A 22,481-nucleotide genomic window follows, 5' to 3' on the forward strand; every position below is an offset into this window, starting at 1 on the left:
ACCATAGTCAAAAACACGCGTGATTTTATTTGACTACTATCCAAAACACTTGGTATATTTTTTACCATTATGAAAAGATATCTTAATAAGCAAGTAATTGACGACCTCGGAAAAAAGATGGTATTCCTCGGCGGGCCCAGGCAAGTGGGGAAAACCACGTTAGCGTTACAAGTTTTGGCTAACAAACGCGGATACCTTAACTGGGACATTCCTGAACACCGCGAACTGATATTGAAGAACGAACTTCCGGTTGTTGAAATGTACGCGTTTGACGAAATACACAAGTACCGCCAGTGGCGCAATTATTTAAAAGGGTTGTACGACTCCCAGGTTGTGAACGGGGCAAAGAAGATTTTAGTCATCGGCAGCGCGCGGTTGGATTTTTACCGATACAGCGGCGATTCTTTACAAGGACGCTACCACTTTCTGAGGTTACATCCGCTATCCATAGCGGAGCTTGGGATTACCAGCCAGAAAGATTTTATGTCGTTGCTTACGCTTGGCGGGTTTCCTGAACCTTTTCTTGCGGGAACAAAAGTCGATGCGGCCCGATGGTCTCGCGAATACCGCACACGGTTAATACGCGAAGACTTATCGTCGTTGGAACGCGTACAGGATATTGGTACGCTGGAACTTCTTGTCATACGATTACCCCAACTTGTTGGAAGCCCATTATCGCTTAACGCTTTACGCGAAGACTTGCAGGTAAGCCACAAAACGTTGACACAATGGATGGACATCCTTGAACGGTTATATGCTGTATTCCGGCTCGCGCCGTTTGGCGCGCCGCGAATACGCGCAGTGAAAAAAGAACGTAAACATTACCATCTTGACTGGACGCTCGTAAAAGATATACCGAAACGGTTTGAAAACATGGTAGCTGTGCATTTACTGAAATGGGTAAACTTTTTGGAAGACACGCGCGGAGAAAACACGGAACTCCGGTACTTCCGCGATACGGAAGGCAACGAAGTGGACTTCGTGGTCGTTACCGACGGCCAGCCGGTAATGTTTGTCGAAGCCAAATGGGATGACACCGAAGTTAGCAAAACATTGGTGTACCTCAAACGCAAATTCCCGCAGGCAGAAGCATGGCAAATACATGCAGCTGGAATAAAAGATTTTCAAACCCGGGACGGAATCCGTGTCGCGCAGGCTGGAACGTTGCTGTATAAACTTGTGTAACATCATGATTTTTTTCTATTATCTTTCTTGTGGTTTTAGAAGCCTGTCCGTTATTTACCCGACATTGCTTTTGTGTTGTTATACAATATATTTTCGGAAGTAATGAACATTTTTGCGTAAAACGGTGTCAATATGTATAGAGACAGACAGGATGGTGTGTTGGATAGTGGTGGGCAGGATAACTCAGCATTAATAACCGAAATCACGGGGTTTATCAAAGACGTGTATAACCTCGCGTATAAGCTCATAGGTAACCGTTACGACGCGGAGGATCTTACACAGGACACACTGATGCAAGCCTGTAAAAAGTGCGGCAGTATAAAAGACCGTACAAAGATAAGGCAGTGGCTGCATAAAATTACAGTTAACTTGTACAAAAACCGTGTGCGGTATGAGATTGTGAAAAAGTTTAGGATGATGGTCCCGCTGGACTTGTTTACGGACAACGAGGATAAGTATGTGAGTAAACAGTTGATGCCTGTAGAACAAACGTTTGAAAAGGATGTTGAGACTAAAGACGTGGTACACCGCGCGCTCGCGCAGATGAAGCCAGACGAACGTATCCTCATTGTCCTCTGTGATATCGAACGGTACACCATGGGTGACGCAGCAAAAATGCTCGGCCTCTCTCGAGGTACAGTGCAGCCGCGGGTACATTCCGCACGGGAAAGTTTTCGTAAAATCGTTCTCTGTGAAGAAGCAAAGAGCGAGGTAAAATAAGTTTTTATGGACAAAAATATTATGTGCGCAAAAAAGTATAAGAAACTCATATCGTGGTATATCGACGGTGAGATAATCCTGGCGCAACAGCGTGAAGTGGAAGCTCATATCGCCACGTGTACTGAATGTAAAGAGTACATGGAACAACTACGTAAAATGAAAGATATGCTAAGTATTACCGCGGTTGCAACACCTCGCGCGGGGTATGAGGATAGGCTTAAGCGATTGATAACCAAACGTTTTGATACTTCTGCCGTTGCCAGAAAGGGAAAACGCGTACCGTTTCAACTGTTCCCGCACGGTATTATTGCAGGCGCAACGGTATGCGCGGCGATACTGTTTATATACTCTAAACTACTATACATCCCGCAGCGTTCGCGGATAACTCCGCAAATCGTGAATAAAACGGATGTTGCGCAAATAAACAAACAACCCGTGGCGGTGTCTACCGGAAAACAGGAACACGTAGTATACCGCGTGGATACTGTTGCAGAAACGCTGCCCGTACCAACGATACCAGTAAATATTGCAAATGCGCGTAAGGATACGCAGAAAGTAACGACAAGTTTACGTTTACAGGATAATTATAATACTGGGATTACAACGGGCATACATACGGAAACGGTTGCGGTACCGTTAGCGTCGGAAATAGAGAAAAAAGTTTCGCCGTCAATACCGCCGGACAAAATGGTTGAATACGCGCCAATCGTAAGGTCGTTGGTAGATAAAGGTATGGGCGAACAAACCGCTGCGCGTACCGTCAAGGACGCGGTTACTCACGGGTACAACGCGGAACAGCTTGGGTGTATCGTTAACACACCGGCGAAAAACGTGGATGTAAAATCTGCGTTAGCGAAGGGTAAACAACAACCACAAAAGTTTGAGTATATAGAAACCGCACCGAACCCATTTACGCCGAACAACGACGGGGTGAACGATACCGCGCACTTTCATTATCGCGGAGCAACTACTGATGCAGACAGCGTAACACCGGCAACAACAGAAAATAAACTCCGGATCTACACAATTCCCGGACGGTTAGTGCGAACCGCTAATATCTTCGCAGGAACCGTTCCTGCCTGGGATGGGACTGACGACACGAGCAATCTTCTAGACGGCGGGATTTACGTTTTTGTCCTTACCGTTGGGGAAAACACAGTACGCGGTACTGTAATCCTTGCAAAATAAATTAGTTAATAAATTTGTACAAAAATATGTTTTCCGGTGTCATAGTAAATAGAGGATCATCAAAGATGACGGAAAACGTTAAGGACACGATTGTAAAACAACTCTGCGCAATGTTGTCCCGCCACGGGTGGTATTACGAACTCGCGGATAAAGATTCTACAAACAACGACGCGGATATCCTGTCGACCAACGGGCGGGATTTGTATATGAAAGTAGTAACAAATCCCGAAAAGACGGATGTAGAATTGTGTATAGATAACGGGGTGAACATGTTCGTTGTTACAGATACATCATTAAAAAGCCTTCTAACCGATAAAGTTTATGCGGTCAACCCAAAAATTCCGGTACTTTTACCTGATGAAGCCGAACCGTACGTAGTTAAATACAAAAAACAGGAGTAGCTGTACAGGATGCAATCTAAGGTGTTGCTCGTTAACACTAACATAAAAGAAATAGAAAAGTATACCGAACTATTTCTGCGGAACGGCTGTTACTGCGCAGTAGCGTTTACCGGAGCAGAAGCGATCCGCAAACTCATACGGATGCGCTACGATATTATCTTACTAAACCACGCGTTAGCGGACACAAACGCCCCGGCGGTGGTGTCCGTGATGAATAAACAAAACTTACGCGGCGAGGCCGTTGTCATTGTTCTGGGTAATTTTAGGGATAAAAAGTATCGTGAACGGTTGTACAACATGGGCGTAACGGACTATATCACGAAACCTGTGAGTGAAGAGGAAATCGTTGCGGTACTATGCCACCGTATGAAAACTGTTCGTGAGGAAAAGAAAACTGTAAGGTTATTCAAAGAGTCCGGGACTGCGCAGATATGTAAAAAAACGGTTCAATTAACGAGTCAAGAGTTTAGGCTGCTAGAACTTTTCGATCGCTACCCGGGTTATATCCTAGCCCGCGAGGTGATACTCAAACATTTGTATCCAAACGACAATGTGTTCCTGTCGGACGAGTCCCGCGCATTGGATATGAAAGTAATGCGGTTACGTCAAAAGATTGGTGATGACCATGGAAAAATAATCGAGGCCGTGTATGGGAACGGATACAGATATGCCCCGGATAACATCGACGTGAAAATGTATACGGGGGGGGGGTAGATAATATATATAGTTTGCGTTGTTACAATTCTGTTACAAATTTGTTAGGTATGTAACATTGCTTTTCCGCCAAGAAGTTGTTATTAATTCTTGTCATAAGGTATGAAAACAATATTTGACCATGATAAGATAAATATCGCAGTGTTTCAACCACTGTTTTTTCATGAAATTGGGGAAACAATGAACGATATATTGCTGAAGAACGGGTACTTATCAAGCTTATCTAACAACGTTCAAGACGATTGCGTAAATATTGTATTGGGTTCTGTAAATAAAGGCAGCACCGAGAGAAAACGTAACGCGGTTAATATCATGTATAATATGGAGCAATTCCCGTCATTAGAAGAAACTAACGCACACACCCAGCAAAACTACGCAAGATTTAAAGATATTATAAATTCTTACGATTATATATTAGATTCAGATCAATCAAACGTTGAGTTTTTAAAGCATAACGGTTTTCAAAACGCGTATTACGCGCCTATAGGGTACCATCCGAGGTTTGAGGTGGGTTTGTCAGAAACTCCAGAAACGCTCGACCTGTTATTCCTTGGTGTGCTTTCGGGCCGCAGGATGAAAATCTTGGAGAAACTATACAAAAAGTATGATGGGTTAGCGTTATTCAACGTGTTTGGTGAAGAGCGCGCAAAAAAAGTGATGTCCGCTAAAATTAATCTTAATCTTCATTTTGATGACAACCGCCGGTACTTTGAATCGCATCGTATCATAATGTTAATGCTGTGCAACAAAAGATTTGTGTTATCCGAACCGGTAGAAAATTGTGCGCCATTGATCAAAGATGAACATTTTGTTGTTACGGATCAGGACAACCTTGATTCTGTCATAGGATATTACCTAAAAAATGAGATTGAACGCCGCCAAATCGGATGTTCAGGGTATGAGTATGTAAAATCCCACTTGCGGTTCTCAGACACCTTTATGACCGCATTTGATGAACTTGGGAAAAGTCATAAACAGGTATTCAGCGTACCGACACAAAACCGTAAAACTTGTGCGGTGTACCGCGTATTCAACGAAGAAGACTATATTGAACACTCTCTGAAGTCTATATATAACCACGTAGATAATATAGTAGTATTTCTTGGAAACAAACCTTGGAACGGCGAGGCGGTAAAACCCGATCGTACGGAAGAAATCATTGTCAATTATCCGGACATCCAAAACAAGATCGTGGTAGTGAAATATGATGCCGGAAGTATAAATGCCGCGCATCCATACTCCGGGGAAGTGAAGCTTAGCAATACCGCGCTGAACATAATCCGTAAATACTTTCCCGAAATGGGATATGTATTATTAATTGATGGGGATGAGGTGTATGAAGAGAAACATATAACCAATCTATTAAAGTATGCGTATACAAATACAGAAGATGTATCCTTTTATTCCCGGTGGTATACATACTGGAAAACACCGGGATTTAGGATAGATCCTATGGAACCGTATTCTCCGCTAGTATTGTTTAAACCTAACAGTGAAACCTTATTTACCGGCCCGAGAGTTATTAATGATAAGGAGCGGGAGAGAAACATTCTAAATCCCGAGGATGTTTTAGTACACCATTTCTCTTACGCGAAACCGGACGACAAAATCCGGCAAAAAATACTGTCATTCTCTCATTGTAGAGAAATAGTGGACGGTTGGTATGAAAACGTGTGGAGAAAATGGGACGAGGATAATACGCTCACAAACCTTCATCCCACTCATCCGGAGTGTTATAAACACGTGGTAGAGGTCGATATAAAAAATATCCCGGTATTTATGGCTGACCATCCTTTGATAAATACCGACCCTTATGTATATCTTGGAAAAGGGGAAAAATAGAAAATGCCAAAAGTTGCGATCTTGATACCGTCATACGACTCGCAGTTACATGTGGACATTGTCTATCGTCTGGTAGAACTCAGCCGTAACGGCTATGAAATTATCAATGTAAACGGTTATGCGAATATTATTGAAGCCAGGAATAACTGTATATATCGTATGATGACGAGGGAAAAAGAAAGTAACACGCGGTACGACTATTTCATGTTTATAGACTCAGACATCGTGTTCGATACCCGCTATATAGACAAAATGCTCGCACAAGACAAATCGGTAGTTACGGGATTGTATTTCACAAAAAACGGCGGGCATAAACCGTTAGCGGGTTATTGGGGCAGCATGAATGAAACCGGGCAACTGATGTATCTTTCGAAAAAGGAAGTGTTGTCAAAAATGTTGGTAGAAATAGACTGGTGCGGGCTCGGGTTCACGATGTTCAAACGTGACGTTTTGGATAATATTCAATACCCTTGGGTAGAAGCAAAGATTATTGAGCTCAAACAACCGGTAAATACCGGTGTGTTCACGCTTAGCCAAGAAATATTGTCCGAAGATTTATCTTTCATAAAAAAGATGGGAGATAACGGAGTAAAACTGTACTGCGATACAGAGCTGTTCTGTGAACACATAGGTATCCAGTATTTCGGGTTGAAACAGTATTTAGAAAATAACTAATGGAGGTAATGTATTTATGGCAGTAACTTTGTATTTAGAAGGCGGGGAATGGGACTCCGGGCATCTGAAACTCGGATCAAACCATTTATGGGTAGATGCTAACGGTAAGCTAAGGATAAAAACAAGTACACCCAGTAAAGATTTTGACGGGGAAGCATTAAATACACCATTTGATCGCAGCCAGTGTGTGCCTAAATTGGCGTATCAACTAGGATATGAATTCAAGTCTAGAAAAAACGTTACAGTTGGTGTCGGTAATCCTCAGTTTGGAATGGCGTTTGACGGGGAAAATATCTGGTATTCAATACCAACTACAAATAGCCTTCACAAAATAGATATTTCTACCAATAGTATAGTAGGAACTGTTTGTGTAGGTGAAGATCCAATGAGAATGGTTTATGACGGGCAATATATTTGGGTATGTAATTATAACACTTCCTATATCTCCAAAGTACAAGACGGAACTCCTCCTACAGAAATTGCGACCGTTAGTGTTGGGGGAGCTCCTAGGTTCATAGAATTTGATGGCACCTATATTTGGGTATCATGTCAAGACGGTGATGCATTATATATTGCTAAAGTAAACGCTTCAACAGGACAATTAGTATCCACAATATATACTGGCGGGTCGCCTACAGGATTGATATTTGATGGAAACTATATTTGGGCAACAAATTATCAAGCAAATCGTGTTATTAAAATCAATCCTAGTGACGATTCAATACTTGCGACAATTACTATGGGCGGAGATCCTGTTGATGCCGCATTTGACGGTAGTTATATATGGGTGTCCCATGGGAATACACATAAGAAATTATGGAAAATAGATCCAGTAAGTAACGTTGTCATAACGAGTATTAATATTGATAATCGATTAGAAGATATCTGTTTTGACGGGCAGTATTTATGGGTAGCAAATACAAGCAATCAAGCAGTAACAAAAATTGATGTTGATCGAAACGATATTATTGCTACCTTTTGTGTTGGAGATAATCCATATCAAATAGCATTTGATGGGCATAGCATGTGGATTTCCGGTGGTGTTGGTAACAACATTTCGAAAATACTTAGATGATTTCTTTTTGTATTATTGTAAAAAACGAAGAAAAGTATTTAGAGCGGTGTTTGGATAGCATTAAAACACTATCGGACGATATAATTATTGTTGACACCGGTTCTACCGACAACACCAAACAAATCGCGGCGAAATACACCGACAATATCTACGATTTTGTATGGACTAACAACTTCGCCGATGCGCGGAATTATTCTATCAGTAAAGCCACTGGCGACTGGATCATGTGGTTAGACGCGGATAACTATTTTGACCCCGAGCAAGCGGAGAAACTTAAACGTATCATGAAAAACCCGCATGTTATACGTAACGACGTAATAAACGTGGCGATCCGCGATTTGAACTCAAAGATTGTATGGTCGGTCCCGAAAATATTCCGTAACAACGTTGGTATTAGGTTCAAAAATCCAATACACGAAACGCTTGATTATAAAGGCAAAAATATTGTTGCCGTAGATGTATATTTAAACCACGACCGTCCAGGTGCTGTAGACCGCGAGGAACGGTACTTCAAAATGTTACAGGAACAGTACGCGGTGGATAAAGACGACGTGTCAACAAACTTCTATCTCGCAAGTTACAATCTTAGGAGAAAGAACCATGATACTGCTGCTATGCATTACCAAAACATGTTAAAAAGCGCGGAAATGCAAAAAGAAGCGTTTACCGGCCTGAGCCGGATAAGTTATTACAAAAAGAACTATACGGACGCGCTTGAATACGCGTATAAGTCGTTGATGCTGGATAACTCGTACCCCGATATTTATGTGTTGATCGCGAATATTTATGACGAACTTGGGCAAAAACTTAACGCTATCACAGCGAACAAAATAGCGTTACGGTTGGACAAGAATTTTAGCACAAATACCATTACCAACGAAGAAGCGTACAACTACGTACCGTGGGTCAACCTCGCGAAACTGTACGTTGACATTATGGCAATCGACCGCGCGATTGAGAGTTATAATGAAGCGTTAAAGTACGCGGATACCCAAGAAAAGAAAAATATAGTACTGAAAAATCTTGAGCTAATAAAAACCAATTTTAAGAAACTGGAAGTATAGAAAACTAAGAAAGGTTAAGGAGGAAATGTTTTATGTCAAACAAAGTTGGGATAGGGACGGAAACGCCGTTAAGTCAACTGGATGTCAACGGTTCTGTAGCAATCGGTACGTATGCCGGTGCTAATGCGGGTCCGAGTAATGGTATGATAGTTAGTGGGAATGTTGGTGTCGGAACAAACAATCCCGTAGAAAAATTGCAGGTTGCGGGAAATATAAAGATTACCGGTTACAAAAATCTGTACTTTATCGACGGGGGGTATACACATGCAATAGGGCAATACCAAGAAGCTTCAGATTGGCTAGCCTTTGGCTCGGCAAAATTTCGATGGTTTGGAGGCCCTGATTTTTCATCTGATCAGGTAATAGCGTATATGGATAGCAACTCTTTTGTGTTAAGTCAAAGTTTGTCGGTAAAACAATCCGCTACGTTTAATTATGATAAAGGCAACTATGATTTTAATGTTAAAGGTGATAACGATGATAATTTGATATTTGCAGACGCAAGTGCTGATAAGGTCGGGATTGGGACGAGTTCACCAGATGGGAAACTAGATATAAATGGTTCATTGGTTTTGAGAACAGCATCTACACCCAGTAATCCGCCTAGTGGTACTGTTGTATTGTGGTTTGATGGAACAGATCTAAAAGCAAAAAATAGTAGCGGAGATACAAAGGTAATTGCTGATTGGTCATAACAATTCATATGTTTTTGTAATTTCATAAGATATTGTTTAATATTCTTTGAACATTTTAGTAAAATTAAGTGTCTGTCTATATGAGAGCGTAAAGGTTTGCAATCATATGGGGGGGTACTTATGAGACATGTAATATTGGCACTTATAACACTAATGTGTTCAGTTCAATTATGTAATAGTGAAAAATGGGAAATAAATGATATAGTTGCAGCTGATCCACAATCAAGTATCTCAATGAATATTGATTTAAATGATGAACTTAGTTTTGCTTATATAGACAAAATTACTCATCAAATGAAAGTATTAAATGAACAAAATAATATTTGGCAAAATATTTATGATGATACAAGTACAATAACCCCTCATATTAGTGTTAAGCTAGATTCTTTTTTACTCCCACATATACTATACCTGAAAAAATTTAGCGACACAAGTTATGAGTTATATTATTCTTCATTTAATGGAACAGCATGGTTTCAAAATTTTATTACATCAGGTAATTTTAGTTCAAACACTTTACAAGCACTAGATTTGGATACTAATAATCGTCCACACATAATATACGAAGATGAAATTTCATCAAAATTAGTTTATGTGTTTCAGAGTACAAATTCATGGGAATTTAGGAATGTTTCAAAATTCCAATCTGGTGGTTCATGTATAAAAGTTGATTCACATGGAATTACACATATTTGTTATACAACAGGTGGAAATCTGTATTACGTGAAGTACTTCGATGGAGTATTTCAGAGTAGTAATTCAATTTCTGGCACATTCACAGATGTACAGAATTGTTCTTTGATCCTAGATATTAATGATAATCCGCATATTTGTTTCAATAGTCGAAACGGTCTTATTTATACAACAAATATTAACAACAATTGGAGTTATCAAGTGGTAAACACAATTCCAGATAGCGGATATTATTCAAACATCTGCATTGATAAACAACAAAGAATTCTTATATCTTACTGTATATTAGGCATGAAAAATAGTCTTTATTATGCAACTTTAAATAATAGTTCATGGATTAATCAATTTATTGATTCAATAAATATTATGCCGTCAATTGTGTCGGATTCCTTTAATCTTCCAATTATTGGGTATTATAATGAGGGTATAATAAAATATGCACGATACGATGCTTTTTCTCCTTCTAAAATTGAAAATATTTATAGTAATATTATTGAAAAGCCCGGGGAAGCTTTATTATTATGGATCTCTCCTGGGGATGATGGTACGACGAGCACACTCGCGAATGCAAAGTACAGGATAGATTATTCCACGTATTCTGGCTACCAATTTTCTACTTCTACTTACAGGATCGAAATCCCAACTACGACGCCAAACCAAATGGCACAAGCATACACCCTTACCGGGTTGACCGGCGGGACGACGTATTACTTCGCGATGTACACAATTGACAATGCTGACAATATCTCAGAACTTTCGAACACCACAACAAGTTATGTAAAATCTTTGGTACTTGACCATTACGAAGTATCAATACCCACAACGCCCGTCACTACCGGCACAAGTTTTTCTATAACAGTTACTGCGAAGAACAACGAAAACGATACGTTGCCCAATTACACCGGCGCAGTCGCGCTCCAACCTGTTCTTGCGTCGAACGATACACAATCCGGTAGCGGGGTGTTAGGCGTTGTCCAAGCAACGCTAGTCAACGGTACGGTAACGATTGCCAACCAAACCTACACAAAAGCTGAGAATATCAAACTCAAAGTTACCGACGCGGATGGAAAGACAGGTGTTAGCAACCAGTTGACGGTTACTGCGAGCAGTTATGGCGCGTACATGACGTTAACCGCGAACCCGCAGGCTGCGATCAACGGGCAAACAGTGACGCTTACAATAGATGCTAAAGACTATTATGGTAACGCTGTAGTAAACATCCCGTTAACGATGGAAGTAATCACCGGCGCTGGCGTGTTTGGAACAACCACAACATATACTGACACTACCGGCCGGGGAACATCAACGTTTGTTCCATCATTATCCGGTACCGGAGAGTGTGTCCTGCGCGTAACGAGTCTGGGGTTGGCTTCCGTAGAGGTGAGGTTGTATGTATCAGTTTTAATCGTCGCGTCGGACGGCGGAGTAGTCATCGCGTCGGACGATCCTAAGACACTGATACGTATCCCACCGTGGTTGTTGAAAACTGACTCAGAGGTAAATATTAAACGCAAGACCGACACTTCGGCTGGTGAAGGGCAGGAAGTGGAAGTTGTAGCGAAAGAGCGTGGAACGGGGAATGATATCACCGACCTTGACGGTACGGTTGAGCTAACAGTAGGCTACCAAGTTGATTCTAACGGTAAGGTTACGAATACTGACGTCGTGGAATCCGACGCTGCGTCCGTTCTGGCTTTGTATTACCATGACGGCGTGCAATGGCAAAAACTTGATGGGAGTACAGTAGATACTGCGAACAAAACGGTGACAGTGAAAACGTCGCACCTGAGTCGGTATGCGTTACGCAGCAGCGGTACCGCAGCGCGGTCCACGAGTTTCCGGTTTACCGGCATCGGCCCGAACCCGTTCACCCCGAACCCTGACGGTATATACGACCGCGTGTATTTTTATTATGAGAACCCCGAGAATAAAGACATTGAGGTGAGGATATACAAGCTTACCGGTGCGCTGGTACGTGTGATCACAGCAACCTCCGGTGTTGTGCCGTACTGGGACGGGCGGAACACAACCGGCGATATGATGGACGGCGGGGTGTATTTATATGGACTAAAAGTGGGGGGGAACGCGGTGGTTAAAGGGACGGTGGTGTTGGGGAAATGAGTATGATTATGTCGACGGTATATACCGCTCACTCAATAATCGTTTCGCAGACGAAACGATTGAAAGCGTTCGCGGCATATATCGTCGACAAACAATTAATAATTTTATTTTTAGTATTGTTATTTACCCCATTACAAAACGGGGAGTGCGCGTTTGTGTATACGGACTACAGTGCGCGGGGGCTCGGGATGAACGGCGCGATCTGCACGGTTACCGGCGTTACCGCCGACACTGCGGGTGTGTATTACAATCCGGCGTTAACCGCAATCAGCGGGGGGAACGAGAACACCTCGCGTCCCCGGGTGAGTATGTCGTACGAATCGTTGTATCCTGGCGTGATGGACAGTTTATGGTTAGGTACGCTGGTGTACACGCATCCGGTGAACCGCATAGTGGGAACGTTTGGCGTGAACTACCTCCAGTTTGGTTCGAGTTTGTATAGCGAACAAGTTGCGGGACTTACCTATGCGCGGGAAATGCTATATTTTGAACCGTTAAAACTGGGTGTTACAGTGAAAACATTAACGAAAAGTTATGGGCAGACAGGGTATACCAACCGCGACCCTACGTTTGCCAACGCAATGACCGCTACGGGTGTAAGCTACGACGTAGGGCTGACCTACGCAACACCGTTATCTGGCCTTGTGGCAGGCGCGTCTGCGCGTAACGTAGATCGTCCGAATATTAAGCTGGTGAAACGCGACATTGTTCCTGCGGAGTACCGCGTAGGTCTGGGCTACCAAATGGAAACAGTATCGACCGAACTTGTGTATTATTGCACGACCTCTGCGGGTACGGACGCTGCGTTGTTGCTGGGCAGCGAATGGTGGATATTAAGAAACGTGTTTGCTTTCCGCGCAGGCTGCGGGTATGGCGTAAGCGAGTACAAGTCTGTATCTTTTGGGTTGAGTTACCGGTTTAGCATCCCCGGGATGAAAACGTTTATTACACTCGATTACGGGTACGGCTATCAGTTCAACGGTGCGATGGATAATACCGTTGGGAACAACCTCGCGACGTTAAACATACAGTTTTGATACAGCGTCAACCAAGAACCGAAGCGCTTATTTCCTTCACTCTATGATTCCGTTTTAACACAGGCACAGCAGCTCCGCTGGCCGCCCCGATTGTGTCGGGGCTTATGATTTCGCTCCGTGCAAGGGAAGTCGCGAAATATAAACCATCGTTACTGCTGTGCCTGTGTTTTGTCGAATATCACGTTTAAAAGTTTTTTTCAGGTCGGAATCGAAAGCCGTTCAGAAAACAAGCGCTCCGGGTTGTTTTTATCTCGACAGCGTTGATGTTGTTACTAATATTTGATAAAATATTTATTAATATAGAATTGGATTCAAGTTGGTTTTTTTGAAAGGATGGGTTGGTGCGATGGATGGGTTATCGATCTCAGTTGCTAAAAACAGTTCAATTTATGGAAGTGATGAAATGAAAAACGTAACGGCTGTGTATGAGAAACGCGGGAAGTATTATGTTGGATATATAAAAGAACTTCCCGGTGTAAACACGCAAGGTAGAACCCTGCAAGAAACGAAGAAGAATATTAAAGAAGCGCTGATGTTGATACGTAAAACTGAAAAACAGCTAAAAGATGAATGTATAAAACCAATAAAGACATTCACGCAACGTATTGCAATCCGCGCTTCAAAATGAAAACTAAAGAGTTTATACGTTACCTTTCTTTGCACAACTGTGTTTTATTCAGACAAGGGAAGAAACATTCAGTATTCATAAATCTTTCGACACGGAAAATATCGACAGTACCAAGGCATAGAGAACTCAACGATTTTCTTGCACGTAAAATTTGCAAGGATTTGGGAATAACAATCTCGCGAAACTAGTGTTACTTCCCGACGAGTTTTTGCAGCACGGAACTCACTGCATCTACGGCGACATCGGTGTTGATACACGGTCCGTTGGGTTTTGTGTTTGGTACAGCGTAAACGAGAAAAGGGTACACCGCGGCGATGCCATCAGCGAGTTCGTTCTCACACGCGACTGCCACAATGATATCCGGCCGTACTTCTTTCACCCATTTACGCGCCAGCCCGCCGCCGGTCGCGACTTTCAACGAAACTTTGTACTTTTCCGCGAGTACGCGCAGCGCGCCGATTTTGCAGTTTCCACAGTTTTTACAGTTCGCAACGTCGTAGGTAATCCGATGCGGGCATTTATCGTTTTGCAAACAATGCGGGAGTAACACGAGTACAGTATGGAATGTTTTATTTTTTACCACGAGCTCGACTGCGCGGTTGTTACTTTCAACGATATGCGATTCAAAAACGTCTTTCAATGCGGGTATAAGTTTTCCAAGAACCAACATCACAGGGTATTCAACACTAAATATTATCCATCTAATGTCCATAAAAACACCTGACTCTCTGTATACCGTCTATTTTAAAACCGTTCCTTGTGTTATCCTGCTTCCTTGCAAAAAATTCCATGCTGGCATAACCTTTTTCCCTGCCGGCTGAACTACGGTTATAACATACATTGTATCATTTCCGCATGCTACGATAAACCCTGTGTTCTTAACGTATCCCGCTATGGTACCGTATGGAATATTTTTTTTTATCCCAAGAGAAACAATGTCTTCAGTTACCGCTACGCGCCCTCCGGTGATTTTTAGTACTTCATATTCTTCACAAACACCGGGTTTTTGGTACTGCGTAAACACTCCCGGCCAGGGTATGGTACCACGGAGGAGGTTGTGTACCTCACCCGCTGGTTTACTCCAGTCAATATGCCCATCATTTTTTTTTAGTACCGGCGCAGAAGACGGCGTCCCTCCCTGTTTTTTCCGTATGATCTTACCATGTTCAATATCAGTAATGCATTGTCCTAATAACTTCAGTCCCGTATCTACAAGTTTTGTACGTAAAGTTTCAGAAGTATCATCCTCATCAATCCTTACTTCTATCTGCGCAAAAATATCGCCGGTATCCATCCCGGGGTCAAGCCAAAACGCGGTTACGCCGGTAACTTTTTCACCGCGGATAATTGACCATTGTATCGGTGCAGCACCGCGGTATTTGGGTAATAACGAAAAATGAATGTTTATAACACCTGTGGAGAACACTGAGAGTACGGTTTGCGGTAAAATATTGCCGTAGTTAACAACGATCCCTAATGCAGGGGAGTAGGACGATAACTTCATAGCAAATGCGTTATCGCGGATCTCACTGCGTTCCGGTTGAAGGATATCCGGTACATTATTCTCTGCGGGGGAAGGTTTTAATACCCATTCCTTAACTGCGGGGATACGGATATTACAACCCCGCCCGGCTTCACGGTCTGGCTGGGTAACAACTGCTTTTAATACCGTTAATTTACGCGTAAGTTCCGCGTATCCCACTGCGGGTAACGGTGTGCCAAAAAAAATTGTTGGGATTCCCATCACCACGTTTTTGTTTTTCTGCGTTTTCTGATCTCACGCCAGATGATAAGTTTTTTTAGTAATGGCATATGGTCAATGATAAGTTTATTATTGAGATGGTCAATCTCATGCTGGAGTATTCTCGCGGGAAAACCTTCTGTTTCAATCTCAACCACCACGCCGTTGAGGTTCATTGCAGAAACTTTTATCCATTTCGCGCGGGTAATAGTCATCTGTAACCCGGGGAATGACAAACATCCTTCCTCCATACGTACCCGTCCTTTTTTCTTGATTACAGCAGGATTTATCAGTACTACAGGTTCACACTTCCTACCTTCCTGCCCGGCGGAAAGGTCAGCGACTAAAATCTGGAGATTATGCCCCACCTGATTCGCTGCAAGGCCAACCCCGCGTGCGTTAATCATGGTTACCAGCATATCGTTGATTAACCCGCGGATACCCTCATTAATATCTTTTACCCGCCGTGCGGGACGGCGCAGGATTTTATCGCCGTATTTGCGTATTGGCAATAACTTGCCCGTAGACGCAGATACTGATGCCATACTTGTTTTCTCCACTATTTTCTCCGTAAACGCAACATTTCAATTCTTTGCAAAACCGCGGTTTTTTCGTTGGGGTCCATTACAATACCGGCGTATGCTAAAAAAAACTTTTCTGCCTGTGCGTAATTCCCCATTTTTTCGTACCCCATACCGAGGTTGTAAAACACCGGTGGGTATGTTTTTGTGGAGTTAACCACCTGTTTCCATACTTCCACAGCTTTTACGGTATCCCCTCGGGAGTAGTATATCAACCCAAGCTCATTCCCCGCAGGAGGATATTTTTGAGCGGCAAGCTGGAAACACCGTTCAGCTTCCGCTGTATTCCCTGTATCCCTGTAACATAAGCCAAGATTATACAAAATACTGCCGTTATCGTCACGCCCGTGTATACCCGCAGCTTTTTCAAAAACTTTAATTGCTTTACTAAACCGTTTTTGTGTGTAATACACAATCCCGGTATTGTTATACGCAGCGGTGAGGAATGGGTCAAGTTTTAGTGCTGATTCAAATAACCGTAATGCCGTGGAATACTCGCTGTTTTGCTGGTAGTACACCCCGGTGTTTGTGTATGCCGAGGAGTAGTAGGAGATAACGTGCCGTGTAAAAAATTCGCTGTTATCCGTAACAAAATAACGGTTGCGGTAACGGTAGATATCGGATAAAAACATGACAGGATTATATACAGGTATACCGTCTTTCATACGGTAAGTAATTCCCTGTGGGATGGTTGATCCTTCCTGCGGGAATTTTTGGGGGAGATCCGCGTAAATTCCGTGTTTACCATAATTATGTTTTAGCATTATATCCACAGCTTCTCCGGAAGAAGATATCACGGTATCCGCGGGGAATAATGAGGGATAACGTTTTCTCAGGAGTTCATACCCCCATCGTGTACGGTAATATGCGAATACCGGAACGTCCCGCCGTATTTTCGTACAGTGTTGAGTATAGGATGTTACAAACGCGGTGGTATCGTCGGGGTTGAATACCACGCTTCCCGGAGGGAGTGACGCAAACATGTTCTTCACATAATCCACTGCATAGTAATCAGTACGCCGGTAAAAGTTGTCCCAGGAAAGGATTAACTGCGCTGCTATCGCGCATACCGCGAGTATTGTTCCCGCGGGATATATAATCTTTGAGGTATACCATCCCGGTTTCAACGCAACAATAAACTTCACCCCGTATCCGATGAGGATAATAAAAAACATATGCCCCAAAATAAGGTGTGGTTCCAGTATTGAATACGTTGCAGGATCGGTATACGGTAGGTTGGATAATATAACAAACCCTATCCCTGAAACAAGAAAACTTGTGGTTATCCCAATAACAAACGGTTCCATAAATCCTGTTACAAAACCAATGATACCGATGAGCGTAATAACCGGTGAGAAATGTGATACCAGATACTCTACATACTTTATCGTATGCCGCATAAGCGCCATCGGTGAAAAGTCAAGCGTGCTTTGTTCCGGATGCAATTTCATCCCGCCGTAATCCCCGCGGGTAAGGATACGGATAATACCGTCAATACTTTGAGGGTTACCCCAGGCGGATACCGGCTCACCTGTTGCGCGTAATGGGAGGTATGTATTTACAGTAAACCCTAGGCAAAACAAAACAATGGCAATCAAGCAAAGTTTAATAAGTTTTTTAACCCCGTAAAGTTTGAATTGCCGCTGAATAATCCACGTGTATAACAGTATCCCGGGTAATACCAGTACCGCGGTTTGATGGTTGGTTACAGCTAAGCCAATAATAAAAATTGAGCACAATATTTTACGTGTAAATATTAGTGTATTGATCTCGGCCTCCGGTATGAAACATACCGGGAGGAAGTAGATGCTTAACGCAACAAGGAATGTGTTGAGCGCATACATTTCCACTACATGCGATAACGATACAACCGGAGGTAGTACTGCGAATAACAACGCTAATCCTGTGGAGAGTAAAATATGTACTTCAATTTTTTGTAGTATCAAAAACACTAATCCTACAGTCAACCCGGAGAATACAGCGGACATTATATTAAGCCTGTATGCCACGTTACCCATCGGTATAAAGAAGGTGAATAGTTTGCCGATAATCACGTATAACGGATAGCCTGTGGGATGCGCAATGCCGTAAGTATACGCCGCAACAGCGAGGTCGCCGCTGTCACGATACGCGGGGATACCGCTGTACGAGGTATACACATAAAAAATGAAGGAACACACTGATACTATAAACGCAATGGCGTACCGCCAAACCACAGGTGTCATAGCATGTCCATAGCGTCAACGTCGTAGGTGATAAGCACCCCGGTTTTTGAGGGTAAAGGTTTAAGTTCCTGCATAACCTTTTCTACCTGCGCTTCCGGCCCTTTGATAATCAACTGATAACGGTACTGTTCACGTATCCTGGCATACGGCGCGGGTGCCGGGCCAAGTAGGAGTAATGTATTACTGTACCCAAAAAGGGTTACCATATTGCGGATGGAAGCTGCCATGTTTTCAGCAACATATTTTACGCGTTGTTCTTCTTCATGACGGAAAACAATCCGCGCAAGCTGGTTAAACGGCGGGTACCCGAATTGTTTACGTAACGCAAGTTCTTGTGTATAAAACTCGTGATAGTCATTAGCAATAAATGCTTTGTACACATAATGTTCCGGGTGGTAAGTTTGAAGGATAACCCGTCCCGGTGTATCGCTGCGTCCCGCACGGCCGGCAACCTGTGTTAATAACTGGAACGCGCGTTCTGAACTACGAAAATCCGGGATATACAACGTAATATCCGCACTAATAATTCCTACCAACGACACTTTTGGGAAGTCAAACCCTTTCGCGATCATTTGCGTACCGATAAGGATATCAAGCTGCTCATCCTTTACCGCGCGGTATACTTGTTCATAAACATCCTTTTTGCCGGTAGTATCAGTATCCATACGGTGTACCCGTGCGGAGGGAAATAATTTTTTTATTTCGGATTCCACTTTTTCAGTACCCACCCCGCCGTAGTTTATACGTACCCCGTTACAGTTAGGGCATCTGAGGTTAACCTTTTCGCGGTACGCACAAAAATGGCACTGCAGATTATCTTCAGTACGGTGATAGACAAGTTTTACTCCGCACCGCGGGCATTCCGCAATATATCCACAGGAACGGCAGGTTATCGACGAAGCGAATCCGCGGCGGTTGACAAACAAAATTGATTGTTGATGGTTATTCAAACATTCCGCTAATGCTGTTTTTAGTTCGTTTGACAAAACTGTGGTAAACGAACTTTTTGAGGTTTTAAGGTCGACCATCTCAGCTATTGCGTGGCTCATACCGGTAACGCGTTGTTTGAGTTCAAGTAATTTATACTTACGTTGATCAGCGAAATACCTGCTTTCGATACTGGGCGTTGCGCTGCCAAGGATAACAACTGAGTTTGTTAACTCTGCGCGTTTAGCCGCTACTTCCCGGGTATGGTAGTACGGTTTAGTGTCCTGTTTATAAGTAAACTCATGTTCTTCATCCACAATAATACACCCGAGGTTGTTGAATGGCGCAAAAACCGCTGACCTTGCGCCCAGCATTAGTTGTACTTCACCATGCATAGCGCGGCGTAAGGTTTCATAGCGTTTACCTGCGGAGATACGGCTGTGCCATACGCCGATACGGTTTTTGCCAAACCGTTTTTGCGTGAGCTCAACAAACTGCGGGGTTAATGATATCTCAGGGAGTAAGTAAACAACATGCCTGTTTTGCGAGAATAGGTATTCAATCACGCGGAAGTATACTTCTGTCTTCCCGCTGGCGGTAACGCCGTGCAGTAAAAATGTTGCCGGGGTACCGGTTTTCAGTTGTTGAATAATAGCATCTACCGCAACGGCTTGTTCTGCGGTAAGTTCGTACTCCGGCGGTGTGCCGGTATCCGGGATATAAGGTTCTGACGCGGTACCTTCGGGGATAACTTTTTTGCGTTTAGGTTCACAGATGTTTACGGGTAAAACCGCTGCTGCGGCTTCGCCTAGCGTACATGCGTAATGCCTGGAAAGCCATTTTGTTAGTTCAAGATTATCTTTCCCAAGAAAAAGTTCTGGGCTATAAACCGACTGCACGTCTTTCCATCCGTCATGTTTAGTATCCGGGAAAACATTGATTACGTACCCTACCTTAGCGCCCTGTTTCCCGAATGGAACATTAACGCGTACCCCTGGAGTTACAGAGTTAACCAAATTGTCCGGTACGTTATACCCAAAAAGTTTATCTAACGGCAACGGTATGGCAACCTCAACGTACATATAGATGCGTAATGCTGTTTAGGCATATCCTTTCGGAATTATTAGGTTAAGTTCGCGCATTGCAATTTTTAAGTCTTCCCATGCAGGCACTTTATTCCGCGGGTCACGCAGTAACGCTGCAGGGTGATATGTCGGCATAATTTTTGTATCCGTAACCTTACCGTCGGGGGTTATATACTCAAAAAACCTTCCCCGCACATCGCCTAAAGCTTTGAACTCAACAGGTAGTAAGTACCGTGATGCCACAGCGCCTAGTGCAATGATTAGTACAGGATGAATAATCTGTATTTGCTGGTGAAGTATATGTATACACTTCCGCGCTTCTGCTTCAACCGGCGGGCGGTCATTACCCCGTAGTTCGGGATCTGACGGGTCTTTCATAGGATGGCACTTAACAATGTTTGCAATATACACATTACTGCGGTCAAGAGTCATCCCGCGGATCATATCGTTAAGAAGCTTACCCGCACGGCCGATAAACGGTTCGCCTTTATGGTCCTCATCAAACCCAGGCCCTTCCCCCACGAACATCAGACGGGTATCCGGATTACCCGTACCGAATACAAAGTTTATCCTTGACTCACCCAACGGACATGCGCGGCAGGTTAAGTATTGCTGGCGTAACTTTTCAAGTTGCCCAATTTTACCTTTAGGCGCTACAGCCACAGTTTTTGGTTTCTTAAAAAATTTATGTCCTTCAGGGATAATGATTTCATCCTCACCGAAATCTGTCAGGAGTTGGAGGTACGATATAATAGTGTTTTTACTTACCATGAATTATATTTCACTCGCGATAAGGTCGCCAACTTCTGAGGTTGACATCCCCATCTTACCTGCGTCCATACTCTTAATTTTACCGGATAACAATATTTTTTTTACCGTATTTTCAATCGCATCCGCAGCTTCGGATTCACCAAGGACGTCAAGCATCATTGCACCGGCCATTACCGTAGCGATTGGGTTAATAACATTTTTACCCGCGTACTTAGGGGCGGATCCGTGGATAGGTTCAAACATTGACACGCCTTTGGGGTTAATATTCCCTCCTGCGGCAACACCCAGGCCTCCTTGTATCATAGCGCCAAGGTCTGTGATAATATCGCCGAACATGTTGTCGGTAACGATAACGTCAAACCATTCCGGGTTCTTTACAAACCACATAGTAACGGCATCCACGTGCGCATAACTTTTTTTTATATCAGGATATTCTTTCCCCATATTATTGTATACGCGTTCCCATAGGTTAAACGCATAGGTGAGAACATTAGTTTTTCCGCATAACGTAATTTCTTTCCGTGTACGCCGGTTACGGCAGTACTCAAATGCGTACCGCAAGCAGCGTTCTACGCCGTGGTAAGTGTTTACCGACTCCTGGATTGCCACTTCGTTTGGGGTGTCTTTTTTCAGGAATCCGCCGCCGCCGGAGTAATACCCTTCGGTATTCTCGCGGACCACCACGAAGTCAATGTCTTTAGGTTCCTTATCCTTCAACGGTGTCCATACACCGTCATAAAGTTTTACCGGGCGGAGGTTAATGTATTGCTCAAGTTCAAACCGTATGCGTAGCAACACGTTTTTCTCGAGTATCCCGGGTTTTACGTCAGGATGGCCTACGGCGCCAAGAAAAATAGCGTCAGCTTTCTTTAATTCTGCCATCTCGGTATCAGAAATCAACTCACCGGTTTTTAGGTAGCGTTCACCCGAAAAGTTGTAGTTGATAAACTCGTACTGGATATCAAACTTTTTACCGGCTGCCTCCAACGATTTTAATCCTTCCCTCACGCATTCCGGGCCAACACCGTCGCCAGGGATTACTGCAATTTTGTACATCTAAAAAATACCTCCATAAAAACTTTTTTATTCTGGTAACAATTTCATTGATTCTAC

The 22,481-nt window shown here is 43.2% G+C and carries 21 protein-coding genes; 14 read left to right on the plus strand and 7 right to left on the minus strand.

Going from position 1 to position 22,481, the window contains the following annotated elements; translation table 11 throughout:
- Window positions 1-69 precede the first annotated feature (69 nt).
- From WC955_00885 to WC955_00950, 14 genes are all read left to right on the plus strand, one after another.
- The gene (locus tag WC955_00885) at window positions 70-1,185 is read left to right on the plus strand and encodes an AAA family ATPase (GenBank protein ID MFA5857600.1); all 1,116 of its coding nucleotides are present in this window, start codon (window positions 70-72) and stop codon (window positions 1,183-1,185) included.
- A 132-nt stretch (window positions 1,186-1,317) separates the two neighbouring features.
- On the plus strand, window positions 1,318-1,905 hold the full coding sequence (locus WC955_00890) for a sigma-70 family RNA polymerase sigma factor (protein ID MFA5857601.1): 588 nt from the start codon (window positions 1,318-1,320) through the stop codon (window positions 1,903-1,905).
- Between the two features lie 6 nt (window positions 1,906-1,911).
- Window positions 1,912-3,093 (plus strand): gliding motility-associated C-terminal domain-containing protein, encoded by a 1,182-nt coding sequence (locus tag WC955_00895; protein ID MFA5857602.1) that lies wholly within the window; start codon window positions 1,912-1,914, stop codon window positions 3,091-3,093.
- 65 nt (window positions 3,094-3,158) lie between these two features.
- The gene (locus WC955_00900; GenBank protein MFA5857603.1) at window positions 3,159-3,494 is read left to right on the plus strand and encodes a hypothetical protein; all 336 of its coding nucleotides are present in this window, start codon (window positions 3,159-3,161) and stop codon (window positions 3,492-3,494) included.
- Between the two features lie 9 nt (window positions 3,495-3,503).
- Window positions 3,504-4,208 carry a response regulator transcription factor gene (locus WC955_00905; GenBank protein MFA5857604.1) on the plus strand — a complete coding sequence of 235 codons (705 nt, stop codon included), beginning with the start codon at window positions 3,504-3,506 and terminating at the stop codon, window positions 4,206-4,208.
- A gap of 180 nt (window positions 4,209-4,388) precedes the next feature.
- On the plus strand, window positions 4,389-6,050 hold the full coding sequence (locus WC955_00910) for a glycosyltransferase (GenBank protein ID MFA5857605.1): 1,662 nt from the start codon (window positions 4,389-4,391) through the stop codon (window positions 6,048-6,050).
- A 3-nt stretch (window positions 6,051-6,053) separates the two neighbouring features.
- Window positions 6,054-6,725, plus strand: coding sequence for a glycosyltransferase (locus WC955_00915; protein ID MFA5857606.1), 672 nt, complete (start codon window positions 6,054-6,056; stop codon window positions 6,723-6,725).
- Window positions 6,726-6,741: 16 nt separating this feature from the next.
- Window positions 6,742-7,800 (plus strand): YncE family protein, encoded by a 1,059-nt coding sequence (locus WC955_00920; protein ID MFA5857607.1) that lies wholly within the window; start codon window positions 6,742-6,744, stop codon window positions 7,798-7,800.
- The gene (locus WC955_00925; GenBank protein ID MFA5857608.1) at window positions 7,797-8,864 is read left to right on the plus strand and encodes a glycosyltransferase; all 1,068 of its coding nucleotides are present in this window, start codon (window positions 7,797-7,799) and stop codon (window positions 8,862-8,864) included. Before WC955_00920 ends, WC955_00925 begins: the two co-directional genes overlap by 4 nt.
- Before the next feature lie 32 nt (window positions 8,865-8,896).
- Window positions 8,897-9,559 (plus strand): hypothetical protein, encoded by a 663-nt coding sequence (locus WC955_00930; GenBank protein ID MFA5857609.1) that lies wholly within the window; start codon window positions 8,897-8,899, stop codon window positions 9,557-9,559.
- 894 nt (window positions 9,560-10,453) lie between these two features.
- Entirely contained in the window at window positions 10,454-12,373 is a 1,920-nt protein-coding gene (locus tag WC955_00935) for a hypothetical protein (GenBank protein ID MFA5857610.1), read from the plus strand.
- Window positions 12,370-13,410: a type IX secretion system membrane protein PorP/SprF gene (locus tag WC955_00940; protein MFA5857611.1), complete on the plus strand. Its 1,041-nt coding sequence runs from the start codon at window positions 12,370-12,372 to the stop codon at window positions 13,408-13,410. Before WC955_00935 ends, WC955_00940 begins: the two co-directional genes overlap by 4 nt.
- A 325-nt stretch (window positions 13,411-13,735) precedes the next feature.
- Window positions 13,736-14,038: a type II toxin-antitoxin system HicB family antitoxin gene (locus tag WC955_00945; protein ID MFA5857612.1), complete on the plus strand. Its 303-nt coding sequence runs from the start codon at window positions 13,736-13,738 to the stop codon at window positions 14,036-14,038.
- Entirely contained in the window at window positions 14,035-14,226 is a 192-nt protein-coding gene (locus tag WC955_00950; GenBank protein ID MFA5857613.1) for a type II toxin-antitoxin system HicA family toxin, read from the plus strand. The genes WC955_00945 and WC955_00950 overlap by 4 nt, the downstream gene beginning before the upstream one ends.
- A 2-nt stretch (window positions 14,227-14,228) precedes the next feature.
- On the opposite strand, the gene WC955_00955 is transcribed toward WC955_00950, so the two are convergent.
- Genes WC955_00955 through WC955_00985 form a run of 7 tightly spaced genes read right to left on the minus strand, consistent with a single transcriptional unit; the run spans window position 14,229 to window position 22,424 of the window.
- On the minus strand, window positions 14,229-14,750 hold the full coding sequence (locus WC955_00955; GenBank protein MFA5857614.1) for a DUF116 domain-containing protein: 522 nt from the start codon (window positions 14,748-14,750) through the stop codon (window positions 14,229-14,231).
- Between the two features lie 27 nt (window positions 14,751-14,777).
- Window positions 14,778-15,782, minus strand: a complete 1,005-nt coding sequence (fmt, locus tag WC955_00960; GenBank protein MFA5857615.1) for a methionyl-tRNA formyltransferase — start codon at window positions 15,780-15,782, stop codon at window positions 14,778-14,780.
- Entirely contained in the window at window positions 15,782-16,324 is a 543-nt protein-coding gene (gene def, locus WC955_00965; protein ID MFA5857616.1) for a peptide deformylase, read from the minus strand. Before def ends, fmt begins: the two co-directional genes overlap by 1 nt.
- Window positions 16,325-16,338: 14 nt before the next feature.
- A complete protein-coding gene (locus tag WC955_00970) occupies window positions 16,339-18,585 on the minus strand; it encodes a tetratricopeptide repeat protein (GenBank protein MFA5857617.1) in 2,247 nt (748 codons plus the stop codon).
- Window positions 18,582-20,594, minus strand: coding sequence for a primosomal protein N' (gene priA, locus WC955_00975; protein MFA5857618.1), 2,013 nt, complete (start codon window positions 20,592-20,594; stop codon window positions 18,582-18,584). The genes WC955_00970 and priA overlap by 4 nt, the downstream gene beginning before the upstream one ends.
- An 18-nt stretch (window positions 20,595-20,612) precedes the next feature.
- Entirely contained in the window at window positions 20,613-21,368 is a 756-nt protein-coding gene (locus tag WC955_00980; protein MFA5857619.1) for a uracil-DNA glycosylase, read from the minus strand.
- Window positions 21,369-21,371: 3 nt separating this feature from the next.
- Window positions 21,372-22,424 carry a 3-isopropylmalate dehydrogenase gene (locus WC955_00985; GenBank protein MFA5857620.1) on the minus strand — a complete coding sequence of 351 codons (1,053 nt, stop codon included), beginning with the start codon at window positions 22,422-22,424 and terminating at the stop codon, window positions 21,372-21,374.
- Between the last annotated feature and the right edge of the window lie 57 nt (window positions 22,425-22,481).

The sequence above is a fragment of the Elusimicrobiota bacterium genome, assembly GCA_041658405.1.
GTDB lineage: Bacteria > Elusimicrobiota > UBA5214 > JBBAAG01 > JBBAAG01 > JBBAAG01.

What these genes read in the sequence shown, in the direction of transcription:
- WC955_00885 (MFA5857600.1), top strand. Translation starts at nt 70, where the DNA reads ATGAAAAGATATCTTAATAAGCAAGTAATTGACGACCTCGGAAAAAAG.
- WC955_00890 (MFA5857601.1), top strand. Translation starts at nt 1,318, where the DNA reads ATGTATAGAGACAGACAGGATGGTGTGTTGGATAGTGGTGGGCAGGAT.
- WC955_00895 (MFA5857602.1), top strand. Translation starts at nt 1,912, where the DNA reads ATGGACAAAAATATTATGTGCGCAAAAAAGTATAAGAAACTCATATCG.
- WC955_00900 (MFA5857603.1), top strand. Translation starts at nt 3,159, where the DNA reads ATGACGGAAAACGTTAAGGACACGATTGTAAAACAACTCTGCGCAATG.
- WC955_00905 (MFA5857604.1), top strand. Translation starts at nt 3,504, where the DNA reads ATGCAATCTAAGGTGTTGCTCGTTAACACTAACATAAAAGAAATAGAA.
- WC955_00910 (MFA5857605.1), top strand. Translation starts at nt 4,389, where the DNA reads ATGAACGATATATTGCTGAAGAACGGGTACTTATCAAGCTTATCTAAC.
- WC955_00915 (MFA5857606.1), top strand. Translation starts at nt 6,054, where the DNA reads ATGCCAAAAGTTGCGATCTTGATACCGTCATACGACTCGCAGTTACAT.
- WC955_00920 (MFA5857607.1), top strand. Translation starts at nt 6,742, where the DNA reads ATGGCAGTAACTTTGTATTTAGAAGGCGGGGAATGGGACTCCGGGCAT.
- WC955_00925 (MFA5857608.1), top strand. Translation starts at nt 7,797, where the DNA reads ATGATTTCTTTTTGTATTATTGTAAAAAACGAAGAAAAGTATTTAGAG.
- WC955_00930 (MFA5857609.1), top strand. Translation starts at nt 8,897, where the DNA reads ATGTCAAACAAAGTTGGGATAGGGACGGAAACGCCGTTAAGTCAACTG.
- WC955_00940 (MFA5857611.1), top strand. Translation starts at nt 12,370, where the DNA reads ATGAGTATGATTATGTCGACGGTATATACCGCTCACTCAATAATCGTT.
- WC955_00950 (MFA5857613.1), top strand. Translation starts at nt 14,035, where the DNA reads ATGAAAACTAAAGAGTTTATACGTTACCTTTCTTTGCACAACTGTGTT.
- WC955_00955 (MFA5857614.1), bottom strand. Translation starts at nt 14,750, where the DNA reads ATGGACATTAGATGGATAATATTTAGTGTTGAATACCCTGTGATGTTG.
- fmt (MFA5857615.1), bottom strand. Translation starts at nt 15,782, where the DNA reads ATGGGAATCCCAACAATTTTTTTTGGCACACCGTTACCCGCAGTGGGA.
- def (MFA5857616.1), bottom strand. Translation starts at nt 16,324, where the DNA reads ATGGCATCAGTATCTGCGTCTACGGGCAAGTTATTGCCAATACGCAAA.
- WC955_00970 (MFA5857617.1), bottom strand. Translation starts at nt 18,585, where the DNA reads ATGACACCTGTGGTTTGGCGGTACGCCATTGCGTTTATAGTATCAGTG.
- priA (MFA5857618.1), bottom strand. Translation starts at nt 20,594, where the DNA reads ATGTACGTTGAGGTTGCCATACCGTTGCCGTTAGATAAACTTTTTGGG.
- WC955_00980 (MFA5857619.1), bottom strand. Translation starts at nt 21,368, where the DNA reads ATGGTAAGTAAAAACACTATTATATCGTACCTCCAACTCCTGACAGAT.
- WC955_00985 (MFA5857620.1), bottom strand. Translation starts at nt 22,424, where the DNA reads ATGTACAAAATTGCAGTAATCCCTGGCGACGGTGTTGGCCCGGAATGC.